This is a genomic window from Paenibacillus sp. CCS19, from assembly GCF_033239625.1.
Taxonomy (GTDB): Bacteria; Bacillota; Bacilli; order Paenibacillales; family Paenibacillaceae; genus Paenibacillus_T.
The window spans coordinates 23620-49759 of sequence record NZ_BTCK01000048.1 but is presented as its reverse complement, the minus strand read 5'-3'; the positions used below and the strand labels follow the sequence as shown (position 1 = coordinate 49759).

The window sequence follows — 26140 nt, the reverse complement described above, 5'->3', positions numbered from 1 at the left end:
AAATGCACCATAATGGCCAGCCATGGCCGATGGGGCCTGGATATGGTGCAGAAATGCACCATAATGGCCTGCAATGGCCGATGGGGCGCTGATATGGTGCAGAAATGCACCATAATGGCCAGCTCTGGCCGATGGAGCGTGGATATGGTGCAGAAATGCACCATATCGGCCAACCATGGCCTATGAGGCCAGGATATGGTGCAGAAATGCACCATATCGGCCAGCAATGGCCGATGGGGCCTGGATATGGTGCAGAAATGCACCATATTGGCCAACCATGGCCTATGAGGCCTGGATATGGTGCAGAAATGCACCATATCGGCCAGTCATGGCCGATGGGGCCTGGATATGGTGCAGAAATGCACCATATCGGCCAGCCATGGCCTATGGGGCCTGGATATGGTGCAGAAATGCACCATATTGGCCAACCATGGCCTATGAGGCGTGGATATGGTGCAGAAATGCACCATATTGGCCAGCCATGGCCGATGGGGCCTGGATATGGTGCAGAAATGCACCATATTGGCCAACCATGGCCGATGGGGCCTGGATATGGTGCAGAAATGCACCATATCGGCCAGCCATGGCCGATGGGGCCTGGATATGGTGCAGAAATGCACCATAATGGCCAACCATGGCCGATGGGGCCTGGATATGGTGCAGAAATGCACCATATCGGCCAGCCATGGCCGATGGGGCCTGGATATGGTGCAGAAATGCACCATATCGGCCAACCATGGCCTATGGGGCCTGGATATGGTGCAGAAATGCACCATATCGGCCTGTTCTTCGCATAATTCGCCTCCTCCAAGCAGACACTACAAGCGGTCTGTGCACGCATGATGCCGGCAGAGCCCGTCTATTCTACTATGAGGAGCATGCCTATGAAGACGCTTCGGATCTTTGCAGCGATCGTCATTTTGTTCTCCGCCCTGCAGGCGTCCGCCGCCCATGCCGACGGAGGCGTGTACCATTTTGGCTTCAAGAAAAGTGTGAATGGCCAGCCGCCCTCAATCGATGAGGAAGGCTTCAAAGCGATGCTTGCTCGTTATGGTGCCGTGTTTACTGGAGATATGTCCGCGCCAGAGCTGTACTTAACCTTCGACAATGGCTACGAGAATGGTTTGACTGCCGGTATTCTGGATGTGCTGAAGGAGAAGCAGGTACCCGCGATTTTCTTCGTAACAGGCCACTATATCAAAACACAGCCGGAGCTGCTGAAGCGAATGGTCAGCGAAGGCCATCTCGTTGGCAACCATTCGTGGAGCCATCCGGATATGAGCACGTTGTCCGCCGATCGAATTAAGACTGAGCTCGATCAGGTCAAATCGGAGGTCGCCGTTCTGACCGGGCAGCAACAAATGAAATATTTGCGCGCGCCGCGCGGCATATTCAATGAGCGTTCGCTGGCAGTCAGCCAGCAGCTTGGCTATACGAATGTGTTCTGGTCCGTCGCGTATAAGGATTGGGATACGAACGATCAGAAAGGTGCGCAGTACGCCTTCGAAAAAGTAATGGCGCAGCTGCATCCTGGTGCTGTCATTCTGCTGCACAGCGTATCGCGTGATAATGCGCAGGCGCTTGGCCGAATTATCGATGCGGCAAAGGCCAAAGGCTATCAATTCAAAAGCTTGGATCAAATGAACAAACGTACGCCTTAATATCCAGGTTCAATTGCGTGGTTCTATAGACCCATCGACGCATAAGAAGGTAGCTGTAGGCAGATGATACTTAAGGCATGCGACACGGGGCAGATGGGGAGGTGTCAATAATGGCGAAACAGAATAAAGCGAACAAAGCTGCCGTTCAGTCGACGGAGCTGAACAAGCTGCCGATCAGCAATGAGGCTGATACGGAGTTTGCGTCTGCGGAACCTGCTGCGGAAGCGGCGAAGGCGTTCCAGAACAAAGTTACGGACAAAAATCTGCAGTAAATCACATATCCGCTTATGCGGAAAAGGGATGCAAAACGCCACTTCAACGAGTGGCGTTTTTTATATTGTTTACATAAATGTTAAGAATGAAAGTTTTTCGGGACGATTTTCTTTACATTTTCGACGAATTTAGCGTTCTAGTGCTAAAGTTCTTTAAGGTTAATGCCGAAGTAATATATGTTGTGGATAATAAATTAAGACATACATTAACTATTTACGACAATTGTCAACTGGGTCAAGATGGAGAAGGGGGCATATCCATGAAGTTTAATGTAACCGATTACATCAAGAAGCCATTCAAGAAGGCGGAGCGTCCTGAACAAGCTGACGAGAGTGGTGCGGCACCGATTCGTACAAGCAAGAGCAGAGGGTTTAACTTGCATTCCATTAGCACGAAGCTGTTTTTGTATTTCTTTATCAGCATCGTATTGTTCGTAGCGGTTGTAGGCACAATGTCCTATATAGTATCCCGCGATACATTGAAGAGCAAGGTGGCTGAGGCGTCGGAGCAAACCGTTGAACAGACGACGGAGAAACTTGATTTCCTATACAACACCTATGAGAACATCGCAACTCAGATTGCAGTAGACCGTACGCTGATGGGGGATCTTGAGACGCGTCAGAATTTCATCGAAGGAGACTTCACATCGACGGACCGCTATGAAGTTGACCTGAAAATTCGCAATGCCCTTGCTGAAATTGCCTCGACGAATGACATCGGACTCCAGTTGTTCGATAAAGAGCCGTTCATGAAGCCGGATGCTCTGGAATTGACGGATGCGGCTTTCTACTCAACGGCGAATGGTTCCTCGTTGTATGCCGATTATACGAAGTACTTCGAGACGCTGGAGAAGGCGGCAGGCCGCGTTATCTGGTTAGGGTCGGTTGCGAAACAGATCACGACGGATGCGAAGACGAACTACATCACGCTTGGCAAAGTGCTCAAAGCCGGCACGGGCACCTTCTTCCTGTTCATCGAGTTTAAAGACGAAGCGCTGATGAGCGCGCTTGAGAACGTTAAACTCGGCAATGGGCATCAATTGACGATCAGCGACGAAGCGGGCAACGTCATCTTCAGCTTCGATCCCAAAGCGATCCGCAAGCCGCTCGGCTTGACGCTGCCGGTATCGAAGGATAAAGAGGATGTATCCGGGTCGTTCAATCAAGGCGATAATTTGGTGTTGTACAGCACGTCTGCGGTTAACAAATGGAATGTAACGGGTTCTGTTCCGGTTGCGGAATTGACAAAGGACATTAATCGTATTTTTGTCATTACGATTGTTCTGATTGCGGTCGCTATTGTCATCTCGCTGCTGATCGGTTACTTGATCGTTCGTACGGTTGGCAAGCCGATCAACCAAGTTCGCGATTTGATGGAGAAGGTCGAGCAGGGTGATCTAACCGTGCGCATGAACGTGAATCGCAAGGATGAGATCGGCAAGCTGGGCCAGAGCTTCAATCAGATGGCAAGCAATGTGGGTAAACTCATTCAGCGTACGAACGAGACGCTCGACTATGTCGTGAACACATCGGTTCAATTGCAGGACGTATCGCGCAAAATGGGTGATTCCGCGAAGGAAGTGTCGCTCGCTACCGAAGAGATCGCACGCGGCGCATCCGACTTGTCGCAGCAATCGGAGGATGGCAGCACGCAGGCGTTCTCGATGCAGGAGGAGATGCGCTCATTCATCCGCAACAACCAAGAGATGCAAGAGCAGGCGGAGGATGTGAAGAGCGAGAGTCGCAGCGGTATTGAGCAAATGGATGTCCTGCTTGGCAAAACAAACGAGAGCGAGAAGCTGACGAGAGATACGCTTAACCGTGCGCAGAAGTTGATGGACAGCACGAAGCAGATCGGGCAAATCCTGCAACTGATGGATGAAGTTGCGAAGCGTACGAATCTGTTGTCGCTCAACGCGGCCATCGAAGCGGCGCGGGCTGGCGAGCATGGCAAAGGCTTCGCAGTCGTTGCTAATGAAGTGCGCAAGCTGGCGGAGCAGTCGAGCGGTTCGATCGGCGTCGTAACGGAGATTATCGGTACGATTGTGGATGAAGTGGAACTGACGGTTAAAGCGCTGAAGGAGAACTATCCAATTCACCAAGAGCAGGTCAATGTCGCGAAGAACGTCGATCAGATTTTCCGCCAGGTGGACATCCGGATGAACGGCTTCGTCGAGAAAATCGCTCAGACGTCGGTGTCGATCGGCAATCTGCAAGCATCGCAGAGCACTTTATCCGAGATGATCCTTCAGGTAAGCGCGACGGCGGAAGAATCGACGGCGATCTCGGAAGAGGTTGCATCGTCAGCGAATGAACAGCTGGGCATCAGCACGGAGCTGGTTCAAACGTCCGAGAAGCTGAGCGAGTTGTCTAACGAGCTGCGCAACATTTTGTCCGAGTTTGTAACGGGTGCGCCAGATCAAGAATAGCGCTGGCGAGAGGGGGCTGGAGACAGCCCTCTCTTTTTGTTCATGTAATTGACAGAAGTTGCTTAATTAGGTGACAATAGTGATGATGTCTCCATAATTAACCATATTAGTGAGGTGTGCTTGTGACTGCAACTGAGCTGTACACGATCGTTTTAATTATTGCTGCGCTTGTGCTGTTTCGGTCGACGCGTAGTTTTTATCGGCCGATTCGGGGGAACGGCGTGCGTCTGCTGCTGCCCTTAGTGTACATGCTGCCGGCAACGTATGTACTTATGAATCCGGAGGCGCATGCGACTAGCAAGGAGTGGCTCGCTGCTGCTGCAATCGGGCTGGTCCTGTCGCTGCCGCTTATTTGGACGACGCAATATGAAGTGCGATCGGATAATCAAATTTATGCGAAGCGCAATATGTGGTTTATCGTCTCGTTCCTTGCGATTCTAGCTGTTCGTTTCGTGCTTCGTACGAGCATCCAAGATATCGATTCGCAGACGCTTAGCGCTTTGTTCGTGACGGTGGCTTTCTGCTATGTGATTCCTTGGCGTGTTGTATCGTACATTAAGTTCCGTATGGTCAAGTCGTCGAGCATGGGTAAGGGGTTTACTGCTTAGTTGAAAAAAGATGAATGATTTGAATGAATTGAATGATTTAAAAGCTGAAAGTATCACTGCGCAGATGAATGTTTCCTTCGATCGCTGTTGTCCTCGGATTGTTCTGATTTTATGAATTCAGAAGTGGTAACAATCCGAGTGACAAAGGCGAACGCTAAAAGCTTTTCGGAGAAAAGCTACTTCGGAAGCATACGCTCTGCTTCTACGGAAATCATTCATCTGCTTCGTTATGCAAGGGAGCATGCGCTCCGCCACTGTGGGTGGGGAATATGGGCACTCCTCGTTTTTATTCGCTTCGTGTCATTGGTGTGGCAATCTCGGCAATAGCCGAGGTGACCGACCTAGCCATTGCTCCGAAGACAATCCTCACTGCTAGACTCGATGACAAACCTGCGAGACAAGCCCCAGAGACAAGCCCCAGAGACAAGACCCAGAGAAAAGTCCCATAGACAAGTTCCATAGACAAGTCCCATAGATAAGTCCTAGAGAAAAGCCTTAGAGATAAGCCTTAGAAAAAATCCGCAGAAACAAAGTGCGAAGAAATAAACCGCAGAGACAAACCGCAGAGACAAACCCCAGTAACTAACCCGGCAACAACCGCAGTAACAAGCTCTGGTAACAAACCCCAGAGACAGACCTCGGCAACAACCCCGGTAACAAACCCTGGCAACAAACCCTGGCAACAAACCCCGGCAACAACCTCAATCGCCTCAACCCTGGCGGCAAGTAGGAGGGCGGACCCTTAACGAACCGCAGTAGCGCTATTCGTCTTGGGATTGACCTATCCTCGATATAAGGAACTCAGTGCGTGTTAGTTGGATGAAATCTTGGTGTTTGGAGCATCGGATGGACGAATAAGATCAATTGGGTTCGTTAGCGTGGTGCAGGGGCGTATCTGCGAGCAATAGTGATGTTGCGATTCGTTAGCGAGGTGCGGTGCGCATATACGAGCGATAGCATGGTGCGATTCGTTAGCGTGGTGCGGGGCGTATCTGCGAGCGATAGTGATGGTACGATTCGTTAGCGTGGTGCGGAGTCATATGGATGAACGAGGCGGTGATGTTTCGGTTCGTTGGCTCGCCGTTTATAATAGACGAATACAGATGAGTCGGATGGGGGACGGCGGGATGAAACGACAGTGGTGGGTCGTGCTGGCGTATGCGGTGCTGATGGGGGTGTTGTTTACTCAGCGGCAGGTCATAATGGACTGGTTGGAGCGAGGGGATGCGCCGATTGGATGGCTGTTCGTCGTGGCGGTTGTTCTGGCGTTCGTGCCGGTCGTTCCTTATAAGCTCGTTATCGGTACGTTAGGCATTCTATATGGCCCGTTGACGGGGGCGGCGTTAAGCTGGCTCGCGACGACAATCGCATCGGTCGTTATATTCGGTCTTGTCCGCTCCTTCGGTCAAGAGCAGGGGAGGGCTTACTTGGCGCGTAATCGTCATACGGAACGATTGTCGCTGTTGATGGAGCGTAAGCCATTTATGTCCATTGCATTGGCCAGGCTGCTTGCTGTGTTTCCGAGTCTGATTGTTAACGTCTATGCGGCGCTGCTCCGTATTCGTTTCTCCACATTCATCATGGCGACAGCTATCGGCAAAATCCCGGCTATGCTCACGTTCGCCTTCCTCGGCCACGAATTGCTGCACGATTGGCGTACCGCGCTTGCGACAGCGCTGATCTATGTCATATTCATTGCGCTGCTGCTCGTTATCTATCGGAGATGGGAGCGGCGGCAGACCTGATAACAGACGCTTTCTGCATGCGCGGGGAGTGTCTTTTTGTTTGCGGACTGGATCATTCCAATGTGGAGAGTGCAGAGTCGGCGATATTACACAATTTCCTTTTGTCACCAAGGGGCGGATGACGTACAATAGCAATAAATAAAAGAGGGTAGGACTGCTTGGGGGTACAATTGTGCTGGAATTGGACATTAACGAACCGGACAAGCTGGTAACGGTAGCGCATGCGTTGTCGACGCGTGCGCGAGTTGAGATATTGCGGCTTCTTAACCAGAAGAGCTTGAACATTGTCGAGATTGCGGAGGCTCTGAAGCTGCCCGTGTCCTCCGTGGCGAACCATGTGCGGGTGTTGGAAGGGGCGTGGCTCATTCAGACGGAGCTGCTGCCTGCGGTTCGCGGGGCGATGAAAGTGTGCACGCGTACGTACCACGATGTGCATATGCAGTTAAACACAAGCTTCTTAGGCGCCAAAGGCGAAGAGCAAGTTTACGAGATCGATATGCCGGTCGGTCATTACACGGACTGCGAAGTGGCGCCTACCTGCGGAATGGCGGATGGGAATGGACTGCTTATTCCTGCGGACGAGCCGGCCAGCTTTTATCATCCGCGGCATGTGAGTGCGCAGTTGATCTGGTTCCGCCGAGGGTACCTGGAGTATCGGTTCCCGCTGGAGATTCCGCCGAACAGTCGAATAACAGCGTTGGAATTTACGATGGAGTTGTGCTCGGAGGCGCCGAATTACGATAATAACTGGCCTTCGGACATTACGGTTTCGGTCAACGGCGTGGATATCGGCACTTGGACTAGCCCGGGCGATTTTGGCGATCGACGAGGAAGGCTGAACCCGGCTTGGTGGGGCGATCATGCAACACAATATGGGCTTCGCAAAATATGGCGGGTCGACGATGAACGAAGCATGGTCGATATGCATACGGTTTCTGACGTCACATTGGCCCAGCTTGAGCTGGCAAGCCAATCGGGGATTCGCCTTCGCATCGGGGTCGGAGAAGATGCGAATCATAAAGGCGGCATTAACATATTCGGCCGGCAATTCGGCGATTATGAACAGGACATTCAAATGCGCGTTCACTTTATTACGGAGTGAGCGCGTTTTTCTATTTATTAATACAATAATTTTGTAACAAATATACGCAAGTGAAATACTTTGTGTAATGCGCGTTGTTTGATAACGACAGTATTGACAGCTAGGTGTATGTCTCTTATGATCGGACTATAATTACATGAAATTTGTAATAAAACAATGAACTACTAACGATAAGCTTAAGGAGACGGTGACGATGACATTGCGCAATGAATATCCGCGTCCGCAGCTGGTGCGCCAAGAGTGGCTTAGTCTGAATGGGGAATGGGAATTCGCGTTTGATGATGAAGTAGTCGGGGAGCGGGAGCGTTGGTATGTCCCGGGCAATGAAGGTTTTCCAATGCGCATTCAGGTGCCATTCTGTTTCCAGAGTGAGCTGAGCGGGATCGGCGACACATCCTTCCATGACGTTGTCTGGTACCGTCGGACGATTGAGGTGCCGGAGGCGTATGCGGGCAAGCGGCTGCTGCTTCATTTTGGCGCGGTCGATTATGAAGCGAAGGTGTGGGTCAACGGACAGCTTGTTGCGACGCATGAAGGCGGTCACACGCCGTTCTTCGCCGACATTGCCGATGCTGTACAAGCCGGCGAGAATACGATTGTCGTCAGGGCGGCGGACGATGGACGTGATGTATCGCTGCCTCGCGGTAAGCAGTATTGGAAGGAAAAGTCCGAAATCATCTGGTATACGCGGACGACGGGGATCTGGCAGAGCGTCTGGCTGGAGCCGGTGTCGGATACGCATATTAGCCGTATTCGTCTGACGCCGGATATCGATAACGGTGAGCTATGTCTGCAAGCTACCATCGCCGGAGTGCGGGCGCGTTCGAATGCGAAACTTCAACTGCGTGCTATGCTGACGTTCGGCGGCGAGTTAGTCTCGGACGACCTCTTCTCGGTCACGAACGGTGTTGTAACGCGCAGCATGATGGTGAGCGTGCCGAATGATCTGCCTGAAGCGCGCTGGTGGTCGCCGGAGCGTCCGAACCTGTACGATCTTGAGCTGACGCTGTTTGTTGATGGCGCGCCGGTCGATCATGTTGCGAGCTATGCGGGCATGCGCAAAATATCGGTTGAGGACGGCGTCGTCCTGCTCAACAATATGCCTTATACGATGAAGCTGGTTCTTGATCAAGGCTACTTCCCGGAGGGCGTGCTGACGGCGCCTAGCGACGAAGCGCTGCGCCGCGACATTGAATTGACGAAGGAGATGGGCTTCAACGGCGCTCGCAAGCACCAGAAGATCGAAGACCCTCGCTATCTGTATTGGGCGGATCGCCTTGGCTTGCTCGTCTGGGGCGAGATGGCGAATGCTTATCAATACAATGAACAGTATGTCGGGCGCATGACCCGCGAATGGCTGGAGGCGGTGGAACGGGATTATAACCATCCATGCCTCGTTGCGTGGGTGCCGATCAATGAGAGCTGGGGCGTTCGAGAGATTCTGGTCGACGAGGCGCAGCAGCAGCATGCTTTGGCGCTTTATCACATGACGAAGTCGCTCGATACGACGCGCCTGGTCATTTCCAATGATGGCTGGGAGATGGTGCGAACGGACCTCGTCACGATTCATGATTACGAGTGGCGGCGTAATGTGCTGGCAGAGCGTTATGAGACGAAGGAACGCGCCCTTGCTTCGCGTCCAGGCGGACGCTGGATTCTTGTGCCGGGCTTTGACTATGAGGGACAGCCGCTGCTGCTGACGGAATTCGGCGGCATTTCGTTCAAGAAGAGCGACTGGGATGGCTGGGGCTACTCCGGCGCATCGGATGATGCGGATTTCTTGAAGCGGCTTGATGATGTGTTCGCGCCAGCGCTGCAATCGCCTGTATTGCAGGGAGTTTGTTATACGCAACTGACGGACGTTGAGCAGGAGATTAACGGTCTGCTTACCTATGACCGCCAGCCGAAGGTGCCGCTGGAAGCGATTCGCCGTATCGTAGAGGGCCGTTAACCGCAGGCAGGCGAAGTTGAATAATTTAGGAAAGATGGAAGACCCTATTTCTAGTTCGGAAAGGGGTCTTTCTTGATGTCGACAATTCTTTATTCGGCAAAATGTGTTCTTCTTACAGCTGCCTGCGGCGCGTTGTTGTTGGCCGGCGGGGGTTGCGGCGAAGCAGATACGAATCGACCGCAACCATCGCCATCCGCATTGGCGAAGCGATCGGCGCGTATTATGGCGGCAGACTCGGCCATCCCTTCTCGCCGCATACCGATTCTGGAAGAGCGGCTGAACGGCCGCGTCTGGATTCCGCTCGACGAAGCGGTTGCTCCGATGGGGCTGCGCCTGCATGAGACGAAAGGCCGTGTTGCGATTGGTGACTCGGATGCTGCTTATAAGGTGCGTGCGAGCAGCAAAGAGGCGATGTCTGGCGATACGAAGATTGATCTGCCGGATGCGCCGAGACAGATCGATGGCGAGCTGTATATGACGCCGCGTGCGCTCGCGTCGCTGCTGCAAACGGATGTGAAATGGGATGACCATACTTCTGATTTGCATATTCGGATGCAAGATGACAGCTATCAAACGAAACAAATATTGATTCGAGAGTCTGACCTGGCAAACGGACCAGGCGGAGGCTTCAAGCCGTTTGCGCAGGTAGATATTGACCCGCAGGAAGTGGTTCGTTATGCGAAGACGTTCGTTGGCGCGCCTTATGAATTTGATGCGGATCATTATACGAAGTCTCATCGATTCGACTGTTCTTCCTTCATGCGATATGTGTATGATCGATTCGGCGTCGATCTGCCTCGTTCTTCGCGCGCGCAATCGGGAATGGGGACGAAGGTTGACTTGGATAGTCTGCAGCCCGCGGACTTGATGTTCTTCTACACGCCTGGCCGTTATGACAGCAACAAGGTTGTTGGACATGTTGGCATGTACATCGGCATGGGCAAATTCATTCAAACCTATGGCGATCCGGGCGTTGTCATTACCGATCTGAACGGGTATTGGAAGGGACGGTTCTTGTTTGGCAAGAGGGTGGCGAGATAGGCGATTGGCCTGAGGAAGGAAGTATAAATAATACTCAATACTTTCAAAACCGTCCGCTCTGACCCCGAAGAATAGGCGGGTTATCAGATTGGACGGTTATTGAAGTTCTGCATGGGCTAATTCTCTTTCTCATTCTTTCTGGCACGCTGAATCATCCGAAAGACGACTATGCCGACGGCGACGAACAAAATCACTTGAATGATCGCCATGTAGATAACGAAACTCATGAAAGCTTGCCTCCTAGCGGGACATCTATGCGATGAGTATACCACATCTGGCTGGCGCGCATGCTGCGGCGTCCGTGCAATGTCGTTCTGAAGCCTGTTGGCGAATGATTATCGAATGCGGTAATCTAGTAGCATTGGAGGGATGCAGCAATGGCGGGCAGTAAGCATTATGTCGTATGGGTTGGCCGCAAGCCGGGCGTTTATTCGGTTTGGGCGGAGTGCCAGAAGCAGACGAACGGGTTCGAAGGCGCGAAGTTTAAGTCGTTCGAATCGAAGGCGGCGGCGGACAGCGCATTCCGCGACGGTTGGGAGAAGCACTGGGGCAAGTCGTCGGGAGGCAGCAAATCAGCAGGAGCGGGAGCGAGCGCAGGCGCCGCTGCCTCGAATCGATTCCGTTCGGCAGGGCGGACCGCTTCGTCCGCGTCGGCGCAGACGATAGAGCCGATCGATTACGACAGCATCTCGGTCGACGTCGGCACGAGGGGCAACCCGGGTCCGGTCGAATATAAAGGCGTTCATACGCAAACGGGCGAAGTGTTGTTCTCCGTCGGTCCGATTGCGAAGGGGACCAACAATCTTGGCGAGTTTCTGGCGATTGTCCATGCGCTGAGATACACGCAGGAGCGCGGCAGCAAGAGCACCATCTACAGCGACTCCATGAACGCGATGAAATGGCTGCGGGAGAAGAAGGTGGCGACGACGCTTGCGAGGGATGCTTCGACTGCTGAGATTTGGCGGCTTGTCGACGAGGCGGAGGCGTGGCTTCGATCGAATCGATACGATAACAAAGTATTGAAGTGGCAGACGAAGCTGTGGGGCGAGATCAAGGCCGACTACGGACGTAAATAAAGGGTATGTGCGAATCAGGAATGAGCGGATTATATTCTGCTTGTTCCTGATTTTTTTTGCTGCATCGAGGTTAAGGGACAGGGCGGGGCTGACAATTAGAAATTCCTCATGAACATAATGCGAACATATCTCGTCTATAGGGGAGATGGAGATCATGGGCAAGGAGATAACGATAGCGATTCCTATGTATTTCCGCCCGATTATAATGAGAAGGATTGATTATCGATGAAGAAGATTATCCCTGGTATTGCGCTTGGACTCACTCTAGCTTTTGCATCCGTGCCTGCTTATGCTGCGGACAATCCTAGCATTCGTATAGATGGCATTGCGATCGGGTCCGATGTGCAGCCGGAAGTGAAGAACAGCCGTACGATGGTGCCGCTGCGCGTCATTAGCGAGAACTTGGGGGCGAAGGTCAACTGGTCGAACTCGGAAGCAACGATTACTAAAGATGATAGCAAAGTAACATTGAAGCTGAACAGCACATCGGCTGTTGTCAATGGCAAAACGGTAACGCTGGATGCGGCGCCTTATATCAAGAACAACCGAGTCGTTGTTCCGCTGCGGTTTATTGCGGAGACCTTTAATTGTACGGTTCATTACGACTCTTCGTCTGTCACGATCAGTTCCAAGCCATTGGTCATAGATGGTGTTGAAGTGAAAACGTTGCAGCAAGAATACCATATGACGATGGGCGGCGTTGTGCAGCAAATTAATGCGAAGGCAACGAACAAAACGATCTATGAAATCTTTGAGGGCAGCAAGGGAGATAAGGTGGAGGCTCCTGCCAGCTATTCGTGGATGGTGAATATCGATGTGCCGGGCTCGTACTATAAGAACGGGCAGTATGACTTCTTGGATAACCAAGGGAAAACGGTGAAACGCTATGATATCTATACATTAGTGAATGCCTTTCCGGAAGATGAGTTGAAAGGCTATTCGAAGGCGCTTCTCTATGATGCTTCCGAGGATCAGTGGTATGTGTTCAGTGAGGTTGGAGTGTCCGTTATTGGCAACCTGGTAGATACGGCGTACGCGAACGGTGTAGTGGAGATCATCAGCAACACGGTTGTTTAGCATAAAAAAAAAGACTTCTCGCCTTCCGTCCGTGACGGAGGGTGAAGTCCTTTTTTGCGTGAGGTAAGATTACAAGCCGTTCTTTCGTCCGGTGAATCGCTTGAATAGGAAGACGGCAAGCTCGGCGAGCGGGCCGATAATGAGTCCGAGAAGAACGCACTGAACGAAGGCGAGCAGGCTGGCGAGGTCCTCCCAGCCGGTATCGGTCGTAGACATGCTTGCCATCCATATGAGTCCGATTAATGTGCCGAGCATAGTGAACAACCACATGAGGCGGGCGCCGAACCAACCTGCTATCCCGGCAATGGCGCATAACACGACGGCAAGCAAGGTGAATCGAAGTAGGATGGTGAAGGAGAATGGCTGGCCGAACAATACGAAACGAATCAATAGAAGCATTGCGGCGGTAATGATGGATGTTAACGGGATGATGAGTTTGTACCAGACGCGGCTTCGCGCCGCGGGGATGGCGAACATGAGTGGCACCTCCGTGTGTTTTATGCAGGATGTTTCTATTTTGTAAATCGATATCTTCATTATAAGGCCTGCATGCATGTATGTAATGGAGGAATTCGCCTATTGCGATAGTTGGTTTGGGATATAAAAAAAGGACCTCATCTTCCACGCTGCAGGTGGAGGGTGAAGTCCTTTCGACTATAGAAATTTACGATTCCTCATCCATCTTGTACTCGAGAATGTCGCCGGGCTGGCAATCCAACGCTTTGCAAATGGCTTCTAGCGTGGAGATCCGGATCGCCTTCGCCTTGCCGTTCTTCAAGATCGAGAGATTAGCCATCGTAATGCCTACTCTCTCTGACAGTTCGGTCACGCTCATTTTGCGTTTCGCCAGCATGACGTCGATATTAATAATAATGGTCATGTTCGTCACCTCAGACTGTTAAATCGTTCTCGGATTTAATATCGATAGCGTTCTTTAACAGCCTCTGAAGAACGGCGGCGAACACGGCGACGACGAATGCGGCGCCGGCGAAGGTCATTCCGATCAGAATCACGCCCGGGGCGTCGTCGTTCTCGGCTATATAATAGAAGAGCGGCAAGGCAATCGCATACAAGAAGCTGAACGTAAACGCGCTGTATTTGATGATCTTGAGCGCCTTCACGGACAACTCGGAGAAAGCGATGTTCTTGTCGATATAGCTGAGCAGCTTATAGGATTGAACCAATGCCGTGAAATACGGGATCGCCGACGCGTATCCGAGAGCGACCAGGAGATATACCCAATACGCTGGATAATCGTCGCCGGGATCCATCGCGATTCGGGGTAGTCCGTATACGCACAACGCAAGCACCGGAAGGGCGATAACAATTAGCGTCAGCTTCAAGAATAGGGTTGTTCCGCGTTCCACACCATGCACCTCATTTCGTATTGTCACTTCCAACTTACCATAAGATTTATCGTTTTACAATAAATCTTTGTTGATATTAGCTATATTCGCATCATCTGGTTATATTCCGTCTTCTGGCTATTGAATAACGAATCAGAAATCGCTACATTGAGATGACGGGCATGTGGAAGGGGAGTGGGCAAGGTGACGATTGCCGAGTGGACGGAGAAGGAATTGCTCGGGCGAGTGGAAATGAAGGAAGGGCGAGAGGCGGTGCTGTTCTACACGGCGATGTGCGGCACGTGCAAGGTGGCTGAACGAATGCTGGAGGTTGTCGAGGCTACGGGCGTGCAGATCGGCATTCATAAAATCAATATTAACTACGCGCCTATCCTGCGAGAACGCTGGCGTGTGGCGAGTGTGCCATGTCTTGTGCTGCTGGAGGAGGGTGAGCCTGTCCGCATGGAATATGCGATGGGCTCGGTCGATCATTTGTACCGCATGCTGCAGGAGCATAGATAACGCTGTTGCTAAGAAAAATGGGCCGTCCCCCTCTGTCTGCCATCGGCAGGCGAGAGGGGGACGGCCCTTCGTGCGTTCTATCTCTCTATCGCACGGTGCGAACTAGCCGGCTCAGGACTTGCTGTCGGCCGGCTCTTCTTTCACGTCCGCTACGAGTTCCTTAGCGGACGACTTGAACTCGTGCAGCGTGCGGCCGACGGCGCGGCCGAGCTCCGGCAGCTTGGAAGGTCCGAAGATGATGAGGACGACGACCAAGATCATCATTAAACCAGGGAAGCCTACATTGGATAACATAGCGCTCAGCTCCAATTCATTTTGGGATAAGGGATGGCTTATGAAAGCTTGTTTGACATTGGGAGGTGCGAGAGTTCTTGCTTGTCTGACGTTAGTCTTGGTTATGACCGCTCGGATAAGCGGCGACCGCTTCGATCTCGATCAGCCAATCGGCGTTGACGAGGCTCGCTACGCCTACGGTTGAGCGTGCCGTCTTCGTTGGGTTCGCCTTCGTGTTGAAGAACTTCGCATACGCCTTGAACCAGCCGTCATAGTCGAACTTGCCGCCTTTCGCCGCGTCTGGCGCGACATACACCCGCAGGTAGATGACGTCCTTCATCGACAGCCCTTGATCAGCGAGCTGCTTCTCGATGTTCTGCAAAATGCTCGTGCCTTGCGCTTCTGTATCGCCATATTTCTCGTAGACGGTTTTGCCTTCCTTGTTAATGACGGAAGGGGTCGTGCCGCTTGTCAAGAAGGTGGCTGTGCCTGCCGGAACGGCAACGGCGCTGGCGATTGAAGAGGATGGGCTGCCATAGAACTCCGGCTCGTAGATCGGAGTGAGCGGCAGTTTGTTAGGTGTCGACGTTGTCGTTGTCCAAGCGGCATAAGCGCTTGCGGTAGCCATGCTGGAGATGATGATCGTACCGATAATGACCTTCAAGTTTTTATGAATGCGCATCGTGCTTCCCTCCCGAGAAATTTAGTAATTAGGCCTTCATGACGCGTTCGTGAATATCGGTAACGACCGAGCGTGCCGATTCAATGCCGCCTGCCATCCATGCCGTTATGTAGCTGATATGCTCGCCGGCAAGGTAGAATCGGCGGTCAGGCTTGCAAAGAACAGGGTAATTCGTTTTCCGTTCGTCACCCGAGTAAGATACCCAGCTGCCGAGGTTATATTTGATCGTCTTCCAGTTGACGGAGAATGACGACTCGAATTCTTTGTAGTACTGCGGGTGAATCTTGGCGCCTTGCGCAAGGGCGTGCAGCTCGCGATCCTTGAATGACATGGCGCCGATCTTGTCGGCGTTAGAGCCTTGCGCATAGTAGCCGAGCAGAAGGCCTTTCTTAGAGAAATATTTGGTCGGCGGATAATAGATAGAGGAGATGTCCATGTTCGTCAGCGTGTTGCCGCCAAAGATTTGATCGTCTTCCTCCCAGAAGCGCCGTTTGAACTGCATGCCGATTTTACCGGCATTCGCGTATTTGGTGTTGTTGATAGCTGTCGTCAACTCGGAGGACAAGTCGTGCTTGATCGTCTTAAGGACGGACAGCGGTATCGTACATATACAGAAATCGCCGACGATTTGCTTAGGCAGCCCTGTGAACAGGTCGGTGTACGTGACCTCGACGGTCTCGCCGACATGCTTGATCTCCGTTACTTCGGCGTTGAACTTAATGCGTTCTGATCCGATCCGCTTCTCGAACGCCTTCGGAATCGCGTCCATGCCGCCGACCGGGTGGAACATCATCATTTGCTGATCGTAGCTGTATTCGCTGCTGAAGAAGCTGCCGAAGCCGGAGTTGATGATCGCCTTCATGCTGAACGGATCGCGGATAACGCCGGCGTCAAGGCGTGAGCCGGGTTCGTCCTTGTAACCTCCGCGCGAAGAGCCTTTGTAGAACAGGTCGGCGTCGAGGTTGCCTTCTGAACGAAGGTAAGCGACGACCTTGTCTTTCTCCTCTGGCGTAAGCGGCAAGTCGAGGCCTGGTTGATTGACAGCCTTCGCCAGCAATTCGCTGACATAGCCTCTGTAATCGGCCTTGCCCGCACGTTTGCGGACACGTTGGCCGGACAGCTCGCCAACGCCTTCGTTGTAATAGTAGGCGCTTTCGTTGACGTTGTTGAATGGCTCGAGCTCAATGCCGAACTCTCGACAGTATTCCATCGTGACATGGAATTGCGGGATGCGCATTGGTCCAGCGTTGAGGTAGTGGCCGTCATCGAAGCGGGCGACTTGCTTCTGGCCGCCGACCTCGGTGACGGTCGTGCCTTTGCGCACCGACCAGGCGCGGCCGCCGGAGCGTGCTCTCGCTTCGAGGATCGTGCAGTCATAGCCGGCTTTGCCGAGCTCATAGGCTGCTGTCAGACCAGCGACACCTGCGCCGAGGATGACGATCTTTTTGCCGGAACGGTTCGTGCCTTTCAGATCCCAACTGGATGGAGGTTCGTATTCGGCAGCTTTCATCGTCTCTGGGGTGAATAGCCCCATCGTGCCCATGACGCTGAATACGGCCGCTGCGCCGCCGATCTTGCCGACTGTCGTTAGAAATTGCCTGCGGGATACTTCATTGGGCGTTTCTTTCGTCTCCATGTGCTCAGCTCCTTTGGTAGGTCGTTGTCTGACTCTGCCCACACTGTAGCATGGGGGATGAAAGATTCGCCAACTCTTTGTAAGGAAACCTAACATAAATAAAAGTTATCGATGCGATAATTAAAATGAATCGAAACGTTACAAACGCGATAAAAACGGCTGTTTTAACGTAGTTTATTTTAAAAAGCCTATGAAAATAGTTCTAATAGCCCCGTTGAGTTTTCAGGAGGATGCTGATAATATTTCGTCCAAGGAAGTTCTGTGTAAGGTTATATAACATAAACTTCTGCGGGGCTCTCGAGCCCGAGACCACTAACGAGACGCAGTAGGGGAGGCAGTTGGGCGATGAAGGAGAAGGTAATGAGCATCGGAACTGTGTGCGACTTGACTGGTTTGACGGAAAGACAAATCCGGTATTACGAGGAGAAACAGTTGGTTTTCCCGATCCGGACGAAGGGCGGGGCAAGGAAGTTCTCATTCGAAGATGTGGAGAAGCTGAAGGAAATTAACGAACGGCTGCGGGACGGTTACAATACGTTCGAGCTCCGCAAGCTTGGAAGGGTGAGCAACGAATGAAGATTAGCGATGAAACGACAATGACCGTCATTGCGCATCTGTCGGAGCTGCGCACTAGGCTGTGGCGTATATTAGCCGTTGTTCTTGTCTCTATGGCTGTCGGGTTGTTTCTTGCGCCGAAGGTATTGAACTATCTCAAGAGTGTTCCGCCTGCTTCCAGCATTACATGGAACGTCTTCTCGCCGTGGGATGGCATTCGCTTGTATATGAACATTGCGTTCCTCTTCGCAATTGCCGTATCGCTGCCGTTCATTTTGTTCCAACTATGGGGGTTTGTTAAGCAGGGCCTGCATCCTACGGAAAGGTCGGCAGCGCTGCGTTACGTACCTTACACCACGGCATGCTTCGTCATAGGCATCTCGTTCGGTTATTTCGTCGTCTTCCCAATGAGCTTCCGCTTTACGACTCAGATTGCGCAAAGCATGCAGCTTGTGCAAACGTATGGTGTTTCACAATATTTTGGCTTCATGTTCAGCATCGTTATTCCGCTAGCTATTGCGTTCGAACTGCCGGTCGTGGTCATGTTTCTAACCCGCATCGGTCTGCTGACGCCGACGGTCTTGCGCCGCATGCGACGTTACGCTTATCTGATTCTAGTCGTAGTTGCAACGCTTATATCTCCGCCGGACTTGATCTCGCATTTGATGGTATATGTACCGCTCGTGCTGCTGTACGAGATAAGCGTGGCGCTGTCTCGGATCGTTTATGGCCGCAAGACTGCGATGCCGCTGGCTGAAGCGGCAGGGTAATCGGTTTCCATTAAACATGTTAATCGTTTTAATGATAAGAAGTTGTTCAGTAGGCCAGTGCTTATGGCTTATGGATCAACTTCTTATTTTTGTTAAAATTATACGGATTGGGATTGCTGTTGTTATAAATGGGTGCTTCGCCCGCTCGATTGTGACAAACATCACAGCGGAATGAATGAGCCGGCCCTATAATGAAGGCTATCCTTAAGGCGGCAGGAGGCGGGAAATATGGAGCATATCCCATTGCAGCAAGTCGAACAGCTTGCGTTGAAGAAGCATCATATTTATGAGGTAAGCAAGCTGACATCCTTGCTCCGCGCGATGCTCGCCAGCATGTTCATCGGCTTCGGCGTCATCGTGGCGTTCAAGTCCGGCGGCGCATTCTTCAATGAACACAGTCCGCTTGCGTACCCAATGGCTGCGCTGACGTTCGGCTCGGCGATCATACTTATCTCGTACGGGGGCGGTGATTTATTCACCGGTAACACGTTCTACTTCACGATTGCGGGTTTGCGCCGGAAGCTGGCGTGGCCGACGGTTGCCCGAATGTGGCTGCTCTGCTATATCGGCAACGTGCTGGGGGCGTTCGCATTCGCGCTGCTTATCTGGTCGACCGGCTTGTTCCGAGATGTTTCAGTGAATGGATTTCTTCTAAGCGTAGTCGAGAAGAAGCTGCACGCCTCTACCTTCGAATTGTTCTTCCGGGCGCTGCTCTGTAACTGGCTTGTCTGTCTGGCCTTCTTCATTCCGATGGCGATGAAGGGCGACGGGCCGAAGTTGTTCACGATGATGTTATTCGTCTTCTGCTTCTTCATATCCGGTTACGAGCATAGTGTCGCTAATATGTGCACGTTCGCGATCGGCTTGGTCGTTGGGGAGCCTGGACAGGTTACTTTAAGCGGTATTATTCATAATCTAATTCCCGTGACGCTTGGCAATATGGTCGGCGGCGCGATATTAATGGGCTTCATGTATCACACGGTTAATAAACCATTCGAAGAAGAGGGGAATCAACCATGAAGAAAACAAGAGTTGTTGTAATCGGGGTAGGCGCGGTAGGCTCGACGACTGCTTATACATTGCTGCTGCGGGAACGTGCGGATGAGCTGGTGCTTATAGACGCGAATCAAGCGAAGGCTGTTGGCGATGCGCTGGATATGAATCACGGCATGCCGTTCGTCGGCCAGACGAAGGTGTGGGCGGGCACTTATGAGGACTGCGCAGGCGCAGACATTATTATCATTACGGCAGGCGCAGCCCAGAAGCCGGGCGAAACGCGCGTCGATCTGCTGAAACGAAACATCGCCATCTACGACAGCATTGTGTCGGAGGTGCTGAAATATAACGAAGACGGCATTCTGCTGATCGCGACGAATCCGGTTGATGTAATGAGCTACTTCTGCCTGCGCAAATCGGCATGGCCGACGAACCGGGTCATCGGCTCGGGTACGCTGCTCGACAGCGCTCGATTCCGCTATCTGATCGGCGAAGAGCTGGAGCTCGATCCGCGCAGCGTGCATGCTCACATTATCGGCGAGCACGGCGATTCGGAGCTGCCGGTATGGAGCCTTGCCAACGTAGCGGGCTCGCAGCTGAAGCTGGATGAAGAAGCGAAGACGCGCATCTACACGAATACACGCGATGCGGCGTATCAGATTATTGAAGCAAAAGGCGCGACTTATTATGCGATCGCGCTGGCGCTGGACCGGATCGTAACGGCGATCCTGCACAACGAAGCGGCTGTATTGAACGTATCGACGCTGCTGAACGATTACCATGGCGTATCGGATGTGTACTTGGGCGTACCATGCGTCGTCGACCGCCAAGGCGTTCGCGAGGTGCTCGACATCGTGCTGACAGACGAAGAGAGAACGCTGCTGCACAAGTCGGCGGATAAGCTGAAGTCGCTTATTCAGTCGATTGAGACTGCGGTCGGCTAGAGAGTGTATCGATGAGGCCGGCGCTATTGCGCCGGCTTTTTCGTTGTGCGCGGGGCTTAGATAGAGCATTAAAGTGTGTTAACTGTTAATTGTTGATTGTTTACTAAGTGGCAGGGTAAGCCGTTGTGCGGTAGTTCAAACGTTCGCTAATTGTCCATATTATGGAACAGGATACAACTGAAGGAGTGGCGAAGATATGTGGAAAAACCGAGCGCACACCTCGCTCTAGTTAGTGAATGATAACGGGGCTGGCATGGGACGTGGTCAGGGGGGATTAGATTGAACATTGTCGATAAGCGATTGAAGAAGCTGGAAACTAATATCTACATGTATTCCTTCCTTACAACGGTCATCCTTTATTCGGTCGGTGCTGCTATGCTTTCCAGAGACGATGGCGTCATCTTTAATTTTCAAACATTTTTTGCGGTCTGTCCGTTTGTATTCATTGCGGTATTTCTCTTTGGTATGCCAATAGCGTTCGTAATTAATCAGATTATGTTGAAGTTGAAGATCAAATCGAAAATAATAGCGCTGCTTCTAGAAACATTTCTATACCTGTCCCTTTCAGTGATTGGGACTTTCTTGACTCTTCTGTTGTTATTCAGAGATTTGTCGGCTTTGATTCAAGATTTTATATTCGGTGATGGTATATTCATGCATCTCTTTGTTGTGCCAGCCGTAATCCTATTCCAACTATCGATGCACTTCTTCACATGCATTCATCGTTTCTTCCTGCAGAGGAAATATAAATCAGTTCCACAATGAGGTAAGTCAAACGGCTAGTAAGTGTTGATTAGTTAGACAGGTGCGATGGCGCCTGTCTTTTCTTGTTTGTTCGGAAACGATTGCTATAAAGATACAATGGACTGATGGATGAAGTGAAAGTATACAACGCCGTGCTTAGCTCGGAAGCGCAAGCGTGGTCAGCATGAGATTGCTATTCTAGCGGTAGTTGAGTAATATCACGTTCTGTTGATGATCGCAAAGAATGAAGAAGGAGGTGGCCCCCGAGCATATGAGTGCTTGAGGGTCATCTTTTGTTTGCATTTCCATTTACAAACCTTTTAGAAAATGAACATGTCCCGTTTACAAGCCCATGCTATTCTTTCTCAGAATAATGAGAATACACATGGGAGGTTATAAATACATGTTCACGCGTTACACCCGCAAATTCGGTACGGCAATCGCGTTATCGGCTATTATTCTCAGCACGACTTCGGCGTTCAGCGCTCCGGCTGCATTCGCTGCAGACAGCGCTGCGGCGGTAGGGACTCCGTATAAAGCAGACGGCAGCTATGATAAGACGGTGCCGCACATTATTATAAACCAGGTTTATGGCGCAGGGTTGAGTGATGCAACGGATGCTTATGCTACACACGGATTCATTGAGCTTTATAATCCTACAACGACCGATATCAATCTGTCTGGATGGACGCTGCAATATGCGGACCGAGGTACGAGCGCTACGACAGGCCCAACGAATGATTGGGAGACGCTTAACCTGACAGGCGTCATTAAGGCGAATTCGAGCTTCTTGATCGTAGGCAAAGCAACAGGAACAGCGGCAGCGAGCGCTAAGGTGGATCTGACAGGCAAGGCGGATCTGGTGTGGGATCGGTATATCAATAACAAAGGGTTGAAGGTTGCGCTTATTAAAGGAACGGACAAGCTGACCAGCGTGAATCCGTTCGATGTTGACGGCAGCGGCGCGAAGGCGGCTGGCTATGTCGATATGGTAGGTACGGGCAGCAACGACAGCGGCAGTACAATGGATGGCTATGAGACGGCATATCTGAGCGGGTCGACGGAAGGGACATCGAAGAAGAAGGCGATTCGCCGCATCGATCGAATCGATACGGATACGAATAAGACGGACTTCCAACAAATCGATTACAGCGCTGCAAGCACCGTCATTGCTGAGGTGGGACCGCGCAACACCGCCTATGGTCCATGGGGGGTAACGGTGCCGCCGATCAGCATCTCGACGCAATCGCTTCCGACCGCAACAGTTGGCATTCCATACTCGGTGACAATTGCTGCCTCCGGCGGAACAGCGCCATATACGTTCTCCGCTGAAGGCTTGCCGCAAGGGTTGTCCATCAATCCGGCAACAGGCGTGATCGCCGGTACCGTTAGCGCACCTGTTGATGCGGCTGCTGTTACGGTTCACGTATCGGATTCGACAACGCCGGCATTGACGGTCTCGCATTCCTACACGATTAGCGCGGACGCAAGCGCCTATACGGACCAATTCACGGTCAGCCAGATCGGCACCTACTCCGTCGGCAAAACAGATCCTGAAGGCGGCGTAGCGGAGATCGTGAAGTTCAATAAGGATAACGGCAAGTTTTATCTCGTGAACGGCTCGACCGAACCGGCAAGTCTGGAAATCGTCAGCCTGGCTGTTGGAGACGGCAGGAGCCTGAACCATTTGGCGAAGGACACTACCATCAACGTGGAGGAATTATCTGAGCGTGACGGTCATTTCGTATACGGCGATTTGACGAGCATTGATATTAACACGAAGAATAAACGTGTTTACTTATCCGTACAAGAATCGGATCCAACGAAGAATGGCCTCATCCTCGAGCTTGATTATGAGGGCAAACTGATTGCTTCTTATGAAGCGGGCGTACAGCCGGATATGATCAAATCGACGCCAGACGGCAAGCATGTGCTGACGGCCAATGAAGGTGAGCCTCGTGCAGGCGTCGACCCGAAAGGCAGTGTGACGATTCTCGATACGACGACGGGCACGGCAACGAACGCAGAGTTCTCTAACCCAGCGGTTATCGATGATAAGGTTCATATTCGCGGCGCGTCTAATGCGTCGGGAGTCATTACGGGCAGCGGTTCGAAGGAAGATGCGCTCTATGATCTGGAGCCGGAATATATTGCCCTGTCGGGTGACGCGCTGACGGCGTATGTATCGCTGCAGGAGAACAATGCGATCGCAACGCTGGATCTGACAAGCAAGCAGTTCACCGCGGTGAACGGGCTTGGACTGAAGGATCTGAGCCTCCCGCGCAACAGTCTGGATCTTCTGAAGAATGGAGAAATCAAATTCGAGAACGTACCATTCAAAGGCGTATATATGCCTGATGGCATCGCTTCTTATACGGTGAACGGTCAGACCTACGTCGTCAGCGCGAACGAAGGCGATGCAACCGAGTGGCCAGGTCGCACGAACGCAGGCAAAATCTCCAGCGTGAAGAGCGGACTAGATCCTAATTCGGAAGCGGCCAAATTCGTAAGCGGCACAACGGCCTATGACAAAGTCGAAGTCATGACGGATATGGGAACGGACGGCATCTACATGTATGGCGGACGTTCGTTCTCGATCTGGAATGCGAGCACGATGGCGCAGACGTACGACAGCGGCAATGATTTTGAGAAAATTACGGCAGAGCGGATTCCGGACTTCTTCAACTCCGGGCACGACACAACGGAGAAGGATGCCCGCAGCTCCAAGAAAGGTCCCGAGCCGGAAGATGTAAAGGTTGGACAAGTCGGCGAGCGTTCTGTTGCGTTCGTAGGGCTGGAACGTATCGGCGGCGTTATGATGTACGACGTAACGAACCCGGCAGATGCGAAGTTCTTGAACTATACGAATTCGCGTGTCTTTACGCCCAAAGATAACCTGAATACCGATACGGGTCCTGAAGGGATCGAATACATTCCAGCCGAAATCAGCCCAACGGGTCTGCCGCTGCTGCTCGTTGCTTATGAAGTGAGCGGAACGGTTGCCGTGTTCCAGCTGAACGTGTCGAAGCTGTCGCTGGATGCAACAACGCTCAGTCTTACGGCTGGCAGTATGGCGGGCCAATTGACGGCAGCGGTTGTGCCGGCTGCAGGCGGATCGTCGGCAGTAACATGGACGTCGTCCGACCCATCCGTAGCAACGGTCGATAATACGGGCAAAGTAACGCCAATCCAAGCAGGTACTGCTGTCATCAAGGCTGTCAGCGCAGATCAATACGCCGCTGCTGCTGCAACCGTAACAGTCAATGCAGCGTCGACGGGCAGCATTACGCCAGGGACAGGCTCTAATCCGGGTGCCAATGCGGGCGAAGCTAACAATAGCTCTGAAGCAGGCGAAGGCAAGGCTGTGACAACGATAAGCGATGGCACATCGCATACGACGTTCGAGCTGTCTGCAGGTAAAGATGAGAATGGCGATCCGCAGTCTGTGCTGACTGCAGAACTCGTCAATAAAGCTTTGGCTGATCTGAAGGATGCCAAGGCAGACAAGAATGAGCTCGTTATCCAGGCTGAAGTGTCGGAAGGCGGAACGGTCGTACTGAATGCGAATGCAGTTGAGCTGCTGGCTGGCTTGACGGGTATCGAATCGATCATGCTGGAGACGAACCTAGGAACGATTGTGCTGGATGCAGACGCTTGGAAGAGCCTGCTCGCTTCGATTGGTTCCAATGGGAATGGCAGCGTTAAGATCCAACTGACAACGGAAGAGGGTACTGGGGCGCTTGCAGGCAAGCAAGTGGTGCGCGTTCATCTGCTCGTTGGCGGCAAGGAAGTAACTTCGCTGCAAGGCGGCTTGTATATTGGCCTGCCGTACAAGCTGGCGCAAGGGAATAACCCGCTTGCGGTCATTCCATATACGGTATCGTCGAATGGGGCTGCTTCTCCAATTATTCTCGGCATCTATGATGCTGAAACGGGTCAAGTGCTGTTCCGCGTCGATACGCTGCGCAATGGTTTTGCAGCTGATTACAGCGAGAAGACGTTCTCGGATACGAAAAACAACTTCGCGTCAGAAGCGATTACGTATCTCGCGGCACGCGGCGTTATTGGCGGCGTAGGCAATGATCAATTCGCGCCGGCAGCGAACCTGACGCGCGCTGATCTCGTTCTGATGCTGTCGCGTATCGCAGGCGTACAGCCAGGCGCATATACGAGCGCGAGCTTTAACGATGTAGATGCGGATGCTTACTACGCGCAGGCAGTGGAGTGGGCAGCAGATCTCGGCATCGTATCAGGTACCGGCGGCGGCGCATTCCAGCCGAATGCGCCAGTAACGCGCGAACAGCTGGTGACGATGCTCGTTCGATTCCTAGGCACGCTGGGCTATGAGCTTCAGTCGGTTGTGGCGCCTATCGAATTCACCGATGCAGATGCGATTGCTGGATACGCAGTTGACGCGGTTAACGCTGCCCAGCAAGCGGGCTTCATTACGGGCCGCCCAGTCGCTGGCGGCGAAGGCGTTGCCTTCGCGCCGAATGCGCCAGCAACACGTGCAGAGACGGCGAAGCTGCTCGCACTGCTGCTGCTCAGTCTGACGAACGGCCAATAATCGAGAGCTCAATTAAATAGATATGCCATGAGTTAACGAAAGGCGTAGAGCATGGGAGAGAGATCTTCTATCTCCTGCGCCTTTTTTTATTATGAACAAAGAGGGGACAAGCAGGGGAACAATTTCGGAGGATGCTGAGAGCA

Annotated in this window: 23 protein-coding genes; 17 read left to right on the top strand and 6 right to left on the bottom strand. The window is 52.2% G+C overall.

Annotated features, from left to right (window positions below):
* The first annotated feature begins 206 nt into the window (after positions 1–206).
* The 11 genes from SBI19_RS24610 (at position 207) to SBI19_RS24560 (ending at position 12962) form a co-directional block, all read left to right on the top strand.
* Positions 207–797, top strand: coding sequence for a hypothetical protein (locus tag SBI19_RS24610; RefSeq protein ID WP_317972174.1), 591 nt, complete (start codon positions 207–209; stop codon positions 795–797).
* Between the two features lie 87 nt (positions 798–884).
* On the top strand, positions 885–1661 hold the full coding sequence (gene pdaA, locus SBI19_RS24605; protein WP_317972173.1) for a delta-lactam-biosynthetic de-N-acetylase: 777 nt from the start codon (positions 885–887) through the stop codon (positions 1659–1661).
* 110 nt (positions 1662–1771) lie between these two features.
* Complete coding sequence (locus SBI19_RS24600; RefSeq protein ID WP_174812501.1) at positions 1772–1933, top strand: hypothetical protein; 162 nt, start codon at positions 1772–1774, stop codon at positions 1931–1933.
* 260 nt (positions 1934–2193) lie between these two features.
* Complete coding sequence (locus SBI19_RS24595) at positions 2194–4362, top strand: methyl-accepting chemotaxis protein (RefSeq protein WP_317972172.1); 2169 nt, start codon at positions 2194–2196, stop codon at positions 4360–4362.
* Between the two features lie 122 nt (positions 4363–4484).
* Complete coding sequence (locus tag SBI19_RS24590; protein ID WP_317972171.1) at positions 4485–4970, top strand: cytochrome c biogenesis protein CcdC; 486 nt, start codon at positions 4485–4487, stop codon at positions 4968–4970.
* A 1127-nt stretch (positions 4971–6097) separates the two neighbouring features.
* Positions 6098–6715 (top strand): TVP38/TMEM64 family protein, encoded by a 618-nt coding sequence (locus tag SBI19_RS24585; protein WP_317972170.1) that lies wholly within the window; start codon positions 6098–6100, stop codon positions 6713–6715.
* A 172-nt stretch (positions 6716–6887) separates the two neighbouring features.
* Positions 6888–7817 carry an ArsR/SmtB family transcription factor gene (locus SBI19_RS24580; protein WP_317972169.1) on the top strand — a complete coding sequence of 310 codons (930 nt, stop codon included), beginning with the start codon at positions 6888–6890 and terminating at the stop codon, positions 7815–7817.
* 193 nt (positions 7818–8010) lie between these two features.
* A complete protein-coding gene (locus SBI19_RS24575; protein ID WP_317972168.1) occupies positions 8011–9768 on the top strand; it encodes a glycoside hydrolase family 2 protein in 1758 nt (585 codons plus the stop codon).
* A gap of 75 nt (positions 9769–9843) precedes the next feature.
* The gene (locus tag SBI19_RS24570; RefSeq protein ID WP_317972167.1) at positions 9844–10809 is read left to right on the top strand and encodes a C40 family peptidase; all 966 of its coding nucleotides are present in this window, start codon (positions 9844–9846) and stop codon (positions 10807–10809) included.
* A gap of 377 nt (positions 10810–11186) precedes the next feature.
* Positions 11187–11885, top strand: a complete 699-nt coding sequence (gene rnhA / locus SBI19_RS24565; protein WP_317972166.1) for a ribonuclease H — start codon at positions 11187–11189, stop codon at positions 11883–11885.
* Positions 11886–12110: 225 nt separating this feature from the next.
* Entirely contained in the window at positions 12111–12962 is an 852-nt protein-coding gene (locus SBI19_RS24560; protein ID WP_317972165.1) for a copper amine oxidase N-terminal domain-containing protein, read from the top strand.
* Between the two features lie 69 nt (positions 12963–13031).
* Here SBI19_RS24560 and SBI19_RS24555 read toward each other — a convergent pair whose 3' ends face one another.
* The 3 genes from SBI19_RS24555 to SBI19_RS24545 all read right to left on the bottom strand — a co-directional run bounded on the left by SBI19_RS24555 (position 13032) and on the right by SBI19_RS24545 (position 14329).
* Positions 13032–13439, bottom strand: coding sequence for a hypothetical protein (locus tag SBI19_RS24555; protein ID WP_317972164.1), 408 nt, complete (start codon positions 13437–13439; stop codon positions 13032–13034).
* Between the two features lie 187 nt (positions 13440–13626).
* A complete protein-coding gene (locus SBI19_RS24550; RefSeq protein WP_317972163.1) occupies positions 13627–13842 on the bottom strand; it encodes a helix-turn-helix domain-containing protein in 216 nt (71 codons plus the stop codon).
* A 10-nt stretch (positions 13843–13852) separates the two neighbouring features.
* Positions 13853–14329 carry a DUF2975 domain-containing protein gene (locus SBI19_RS24545; protein WP_317972162.1) on the bottom strand — a complete coding sequence of 159 codons (477 nt, stop codon included), beginning with the start codon at positions 14327–14329 and terminating at the stop codon, positions 13853–13855.
* A gap of 183 nt (positions 14330–14512) precedes the next feature.
* Here SBI19_RS24545 and SBI19_RS24540 point away from each other — a divergent pair, with 183 nt between their 5' ends.
* Positions 14513–14830 (top strand): thioredoxin family protein, encoded by a 318-nt coding sequence (locus tag SBI19_RS24540; RefSeq protein WP_317972161.1) that lies wholly within the window; start codon positions 14513–14515, stop codon positions 14828–14830.
* Positions 14831–14941: 111 nt separating this feature from the next.
* Here the strand turns inward: SBI19_RS24540 and SBI19_RS24535 are convergent, their stop codons facing one another.
* The 3 genes from SBI19_RS24535 to SBI19_RS24525 form a co-directional block, all read right to left on the bottom strand.
* Positions 14942–15124 carry a twin-arginine translocase TatA/TatE family subunit gene (locus SBI19_RS24535; RefSeq protein WP_317972160.1) on the bottom strand — a complete coding sequence of 61 codons (183 nt, stop codon included), beginning with the start codon at positions 15122–15124 and terminating at the stop codon, positions 14942–14944.
* A gap of 91 nt (positions 15125–15215) precedes the next feature.
* Positions 15216–15785, bottom strand: a complete 570-nt coding sequence (locus tag SBI19_RS24530) for a RidA family protein (protein ID WP_317972159.1) — start codon at positions 15783–15785, stop codon at positions 15216–15218.
* Between the two features lie 28 nt (positions 15786–15813).
* Positions 15814–17421, bottom strand: coding sequence for a flavin monoamine oxidase family protein (locus SBI19_RS24525; protein ID WP_317972158.1), 1608 nt, complete (start codon positions 17419–17421; stop codon positions 15814–15816).
* A gap of 345 nt (positions 17422–17766) precedes the next feature.
* Here SBI19_RS24525 and SBI19_RS24520 point away from each other — a divergent pair, with 345 nt between their 5' ends.
* From SBI19_RS24520 to SBI19_RS24500, 5 genes are all read left to right on the top strand, one after another.
* The gene (locus SBI19_RS24520) at positions 17767–17997 is read left to right on the top strand and encodes a MerR family transcriptional regulator (protein ID WP_317972157.1); all 231 of its coding nucleotides are present in this window, start codon (positions 17767–17769) and stop codon (positions 17995–17997) included.
* Positions 17994–18746, top strand: coding sequence for a twin-arginine translocase subunit TatC (gene tatC, locus SBI19_RS24515; RefSeq protein WP_317972156.1), 753 nt, complete (start codon positions 17994–17996; stop codon positions 18744–18746). Before SBI19_RS24520 ends, tatC begins: the two co-directional genes overlap by 4 nt.
* Before the next feature lie 228 nt (positions 18747–18974).
* Positions 18975–19766: a formate/nitrite transporter family protein gene (locus SBI19_RS24510; protein WP_317972155.1), complete on the top strand. Its 792-nt coding sequence runs from the start codon at positions 18975–18977 to the stop codon at positions 19764–19766.
* Positions 19763–20686 (top strand): L-lactate dehydrogenase, encoded by a 924-nt coding sequence (locus SBI19_RS24505; RefSeq protein WP_317972154.1) that lies wholly within the window; start codon positions 19763–19765, stop codon positions 20684–20686. The genes SBI19_RS24510 and SBI19_RS24505 overlap by 4 nt, the downstream gene beginning before the upstream one ends.
* 1147 nt (positions 20687–21833) lie before the next feature.
* Positions 21834–25997, top strand: coding sequence for a choice-of-anchor I family protein (locus SBI19_RS24500; RefSeq protein ID WP_317972153.1), 4164 nt, complete (start codon positions 21834–21836; stop codon positions 25995–25997).
* Positions 25998–26140 lie beyond the last annotated feature (143 nt).

What these genes read in the sequence shown, in the direction of transcription:
- SBI19_RS24610 (WP_317972174.1), top strand. Translation starts at nt 207, where the DNA reads ATGCACCATATCGGCCAGCAATGGCCGATGGGGCCTGGATATGGTGCA.
- pdaA (WP_317972173.1), top strand. Translation starts at nt 885, where the DNA reads ATGAAGACGCTTCGGATCTTTGCAGCGATCGTCATTTTGTTCTCCGCC.
- SBI19_RS24600 (WP_174812501.1), top strand. Translation starts at nt 1,772, where the DNA reads ATGGCGAAACAGAATAAAGCGAACAAAGCTGCCGTTCAGTCGACGGAG.
- SBI19_RS24595 (WP_317972172.1), top strand. Translation starts at nt 2,194, where the DNA reads ATGAAGTTTAATGTAACCGATTACATCAAGAAGCCATTCAAGAAGGCG.
- SBI19_RS24585 (WP_317972170.1), top strand. Translation starts at nt 6,098, where the DNA reads ATGAAACGACAGTGGTGGGTCGTGCTGGCGTATGCGGTGCTGATGGGG.
- SBI19_RS24575 (WP_317972168.1), top strand. Translation starts at nt 8,011, where the DNA reads ATGACATTGCGCAATGAATATCCGCGTCCGCAGCTGGTGCGCCAAGAG.
- SBI19_RS24570 (WP_317972167.1), top strand. Translation starts at nt 9,844, where the DNA reads ATGTCGACAATTCTTTATTCGGCAAAATGTGTTCTTCTTACAGCTGCC.
- rnhA (WP_317972166.1), top strand. Translation starts at nt 11,187, where the DNA reads ATGGCGGGCAGTAAGCATTATGTCGTATGGGTTGGCCGCAAGCCGGGC.
- SBI19_RS24560 (WP_317972165.1), top strand. Translation starts at nt 12,111, where the DNA reads ATGAAGAAGATTATCCCTGGTATTGCGCTTGGACTCACTCTAGCTTTT.
- SBI19_RS24555 (WP_317972164.1), bottom strand. Translation starts at nt 13,439, where the DNA reads ATGTTCGCCATCCCCGCGGCGCGAAGCCGCGTCTGGTACAAACTCATC.
- SBI19_RS24550 (WP_317972163.1), bottom strand. Translation starts at nt 13,842, where the DNA reads ATGACCATTATTATTAATATCGACGTCATGCTGGCGAAACGCAAAATG.
- SBI19_RS24535 (WP_317972160.1), bottom strand. Translation starts at nt 15,124, where the DNA reads ATGTTATCCAATGTAGGCTTCCCTGGTTTAATGATGATCTTGGTCGTC.
- SBI19_RS24530 (WP_317972159.1), bottom strand. Translation starts at nt 15,785, where the DNA reads ATGCGCATTCATAAAAACTTGAAGGTCATTATCGGTACGATCATCATC.
- SBI19_RS24525 (WP_317972158.1), bottom strand. Translation starts at nt 17,421, where the DNA reads ATGGAGACGAAAGAAACGCCCAATGAAGTATCCCGCAGGCAATTTCTA.
- SBI19_RS24520 (WP_317972157.1), top strand. Translation starts at nt 17,767, where the DNA reads ATGAAGGAGAAGGTAATGAGCATCGGAACTGTGTGCGACTTGACTGGT.
- tatC (WP_317972156.1), top strand. Translation starts at nt 17,994, where the DNA reads ATGAAGATTAGCGATGAAACGACAATGACCGTCATTGCGCATCTGTCG.
- SBI19_RS24510 (WP_317972155.1), top strand. Translation starts at nt 18,975, where the DNA reads ATGGAGCATATCCCATTGCAGCAAGTCGAACAGCTTGCGTTGAAGAAG.
- SBI19_RS24505 (WP_317972154.1), top strand. Translation starts at nt 19,763, where the DNA reads ATGAAGAAAACAAGAGTTGTTGTAATCGGGGTAGGCGCGGTAGGCTCG.
- SBI19_RS24500 (WP_317972153.1), top strand. Translation starts at nt 21,834, where the DNA reads ATGTTCACGCGTTACACCCGCAAATTCGGTACGGCAATCGCGTTATCG.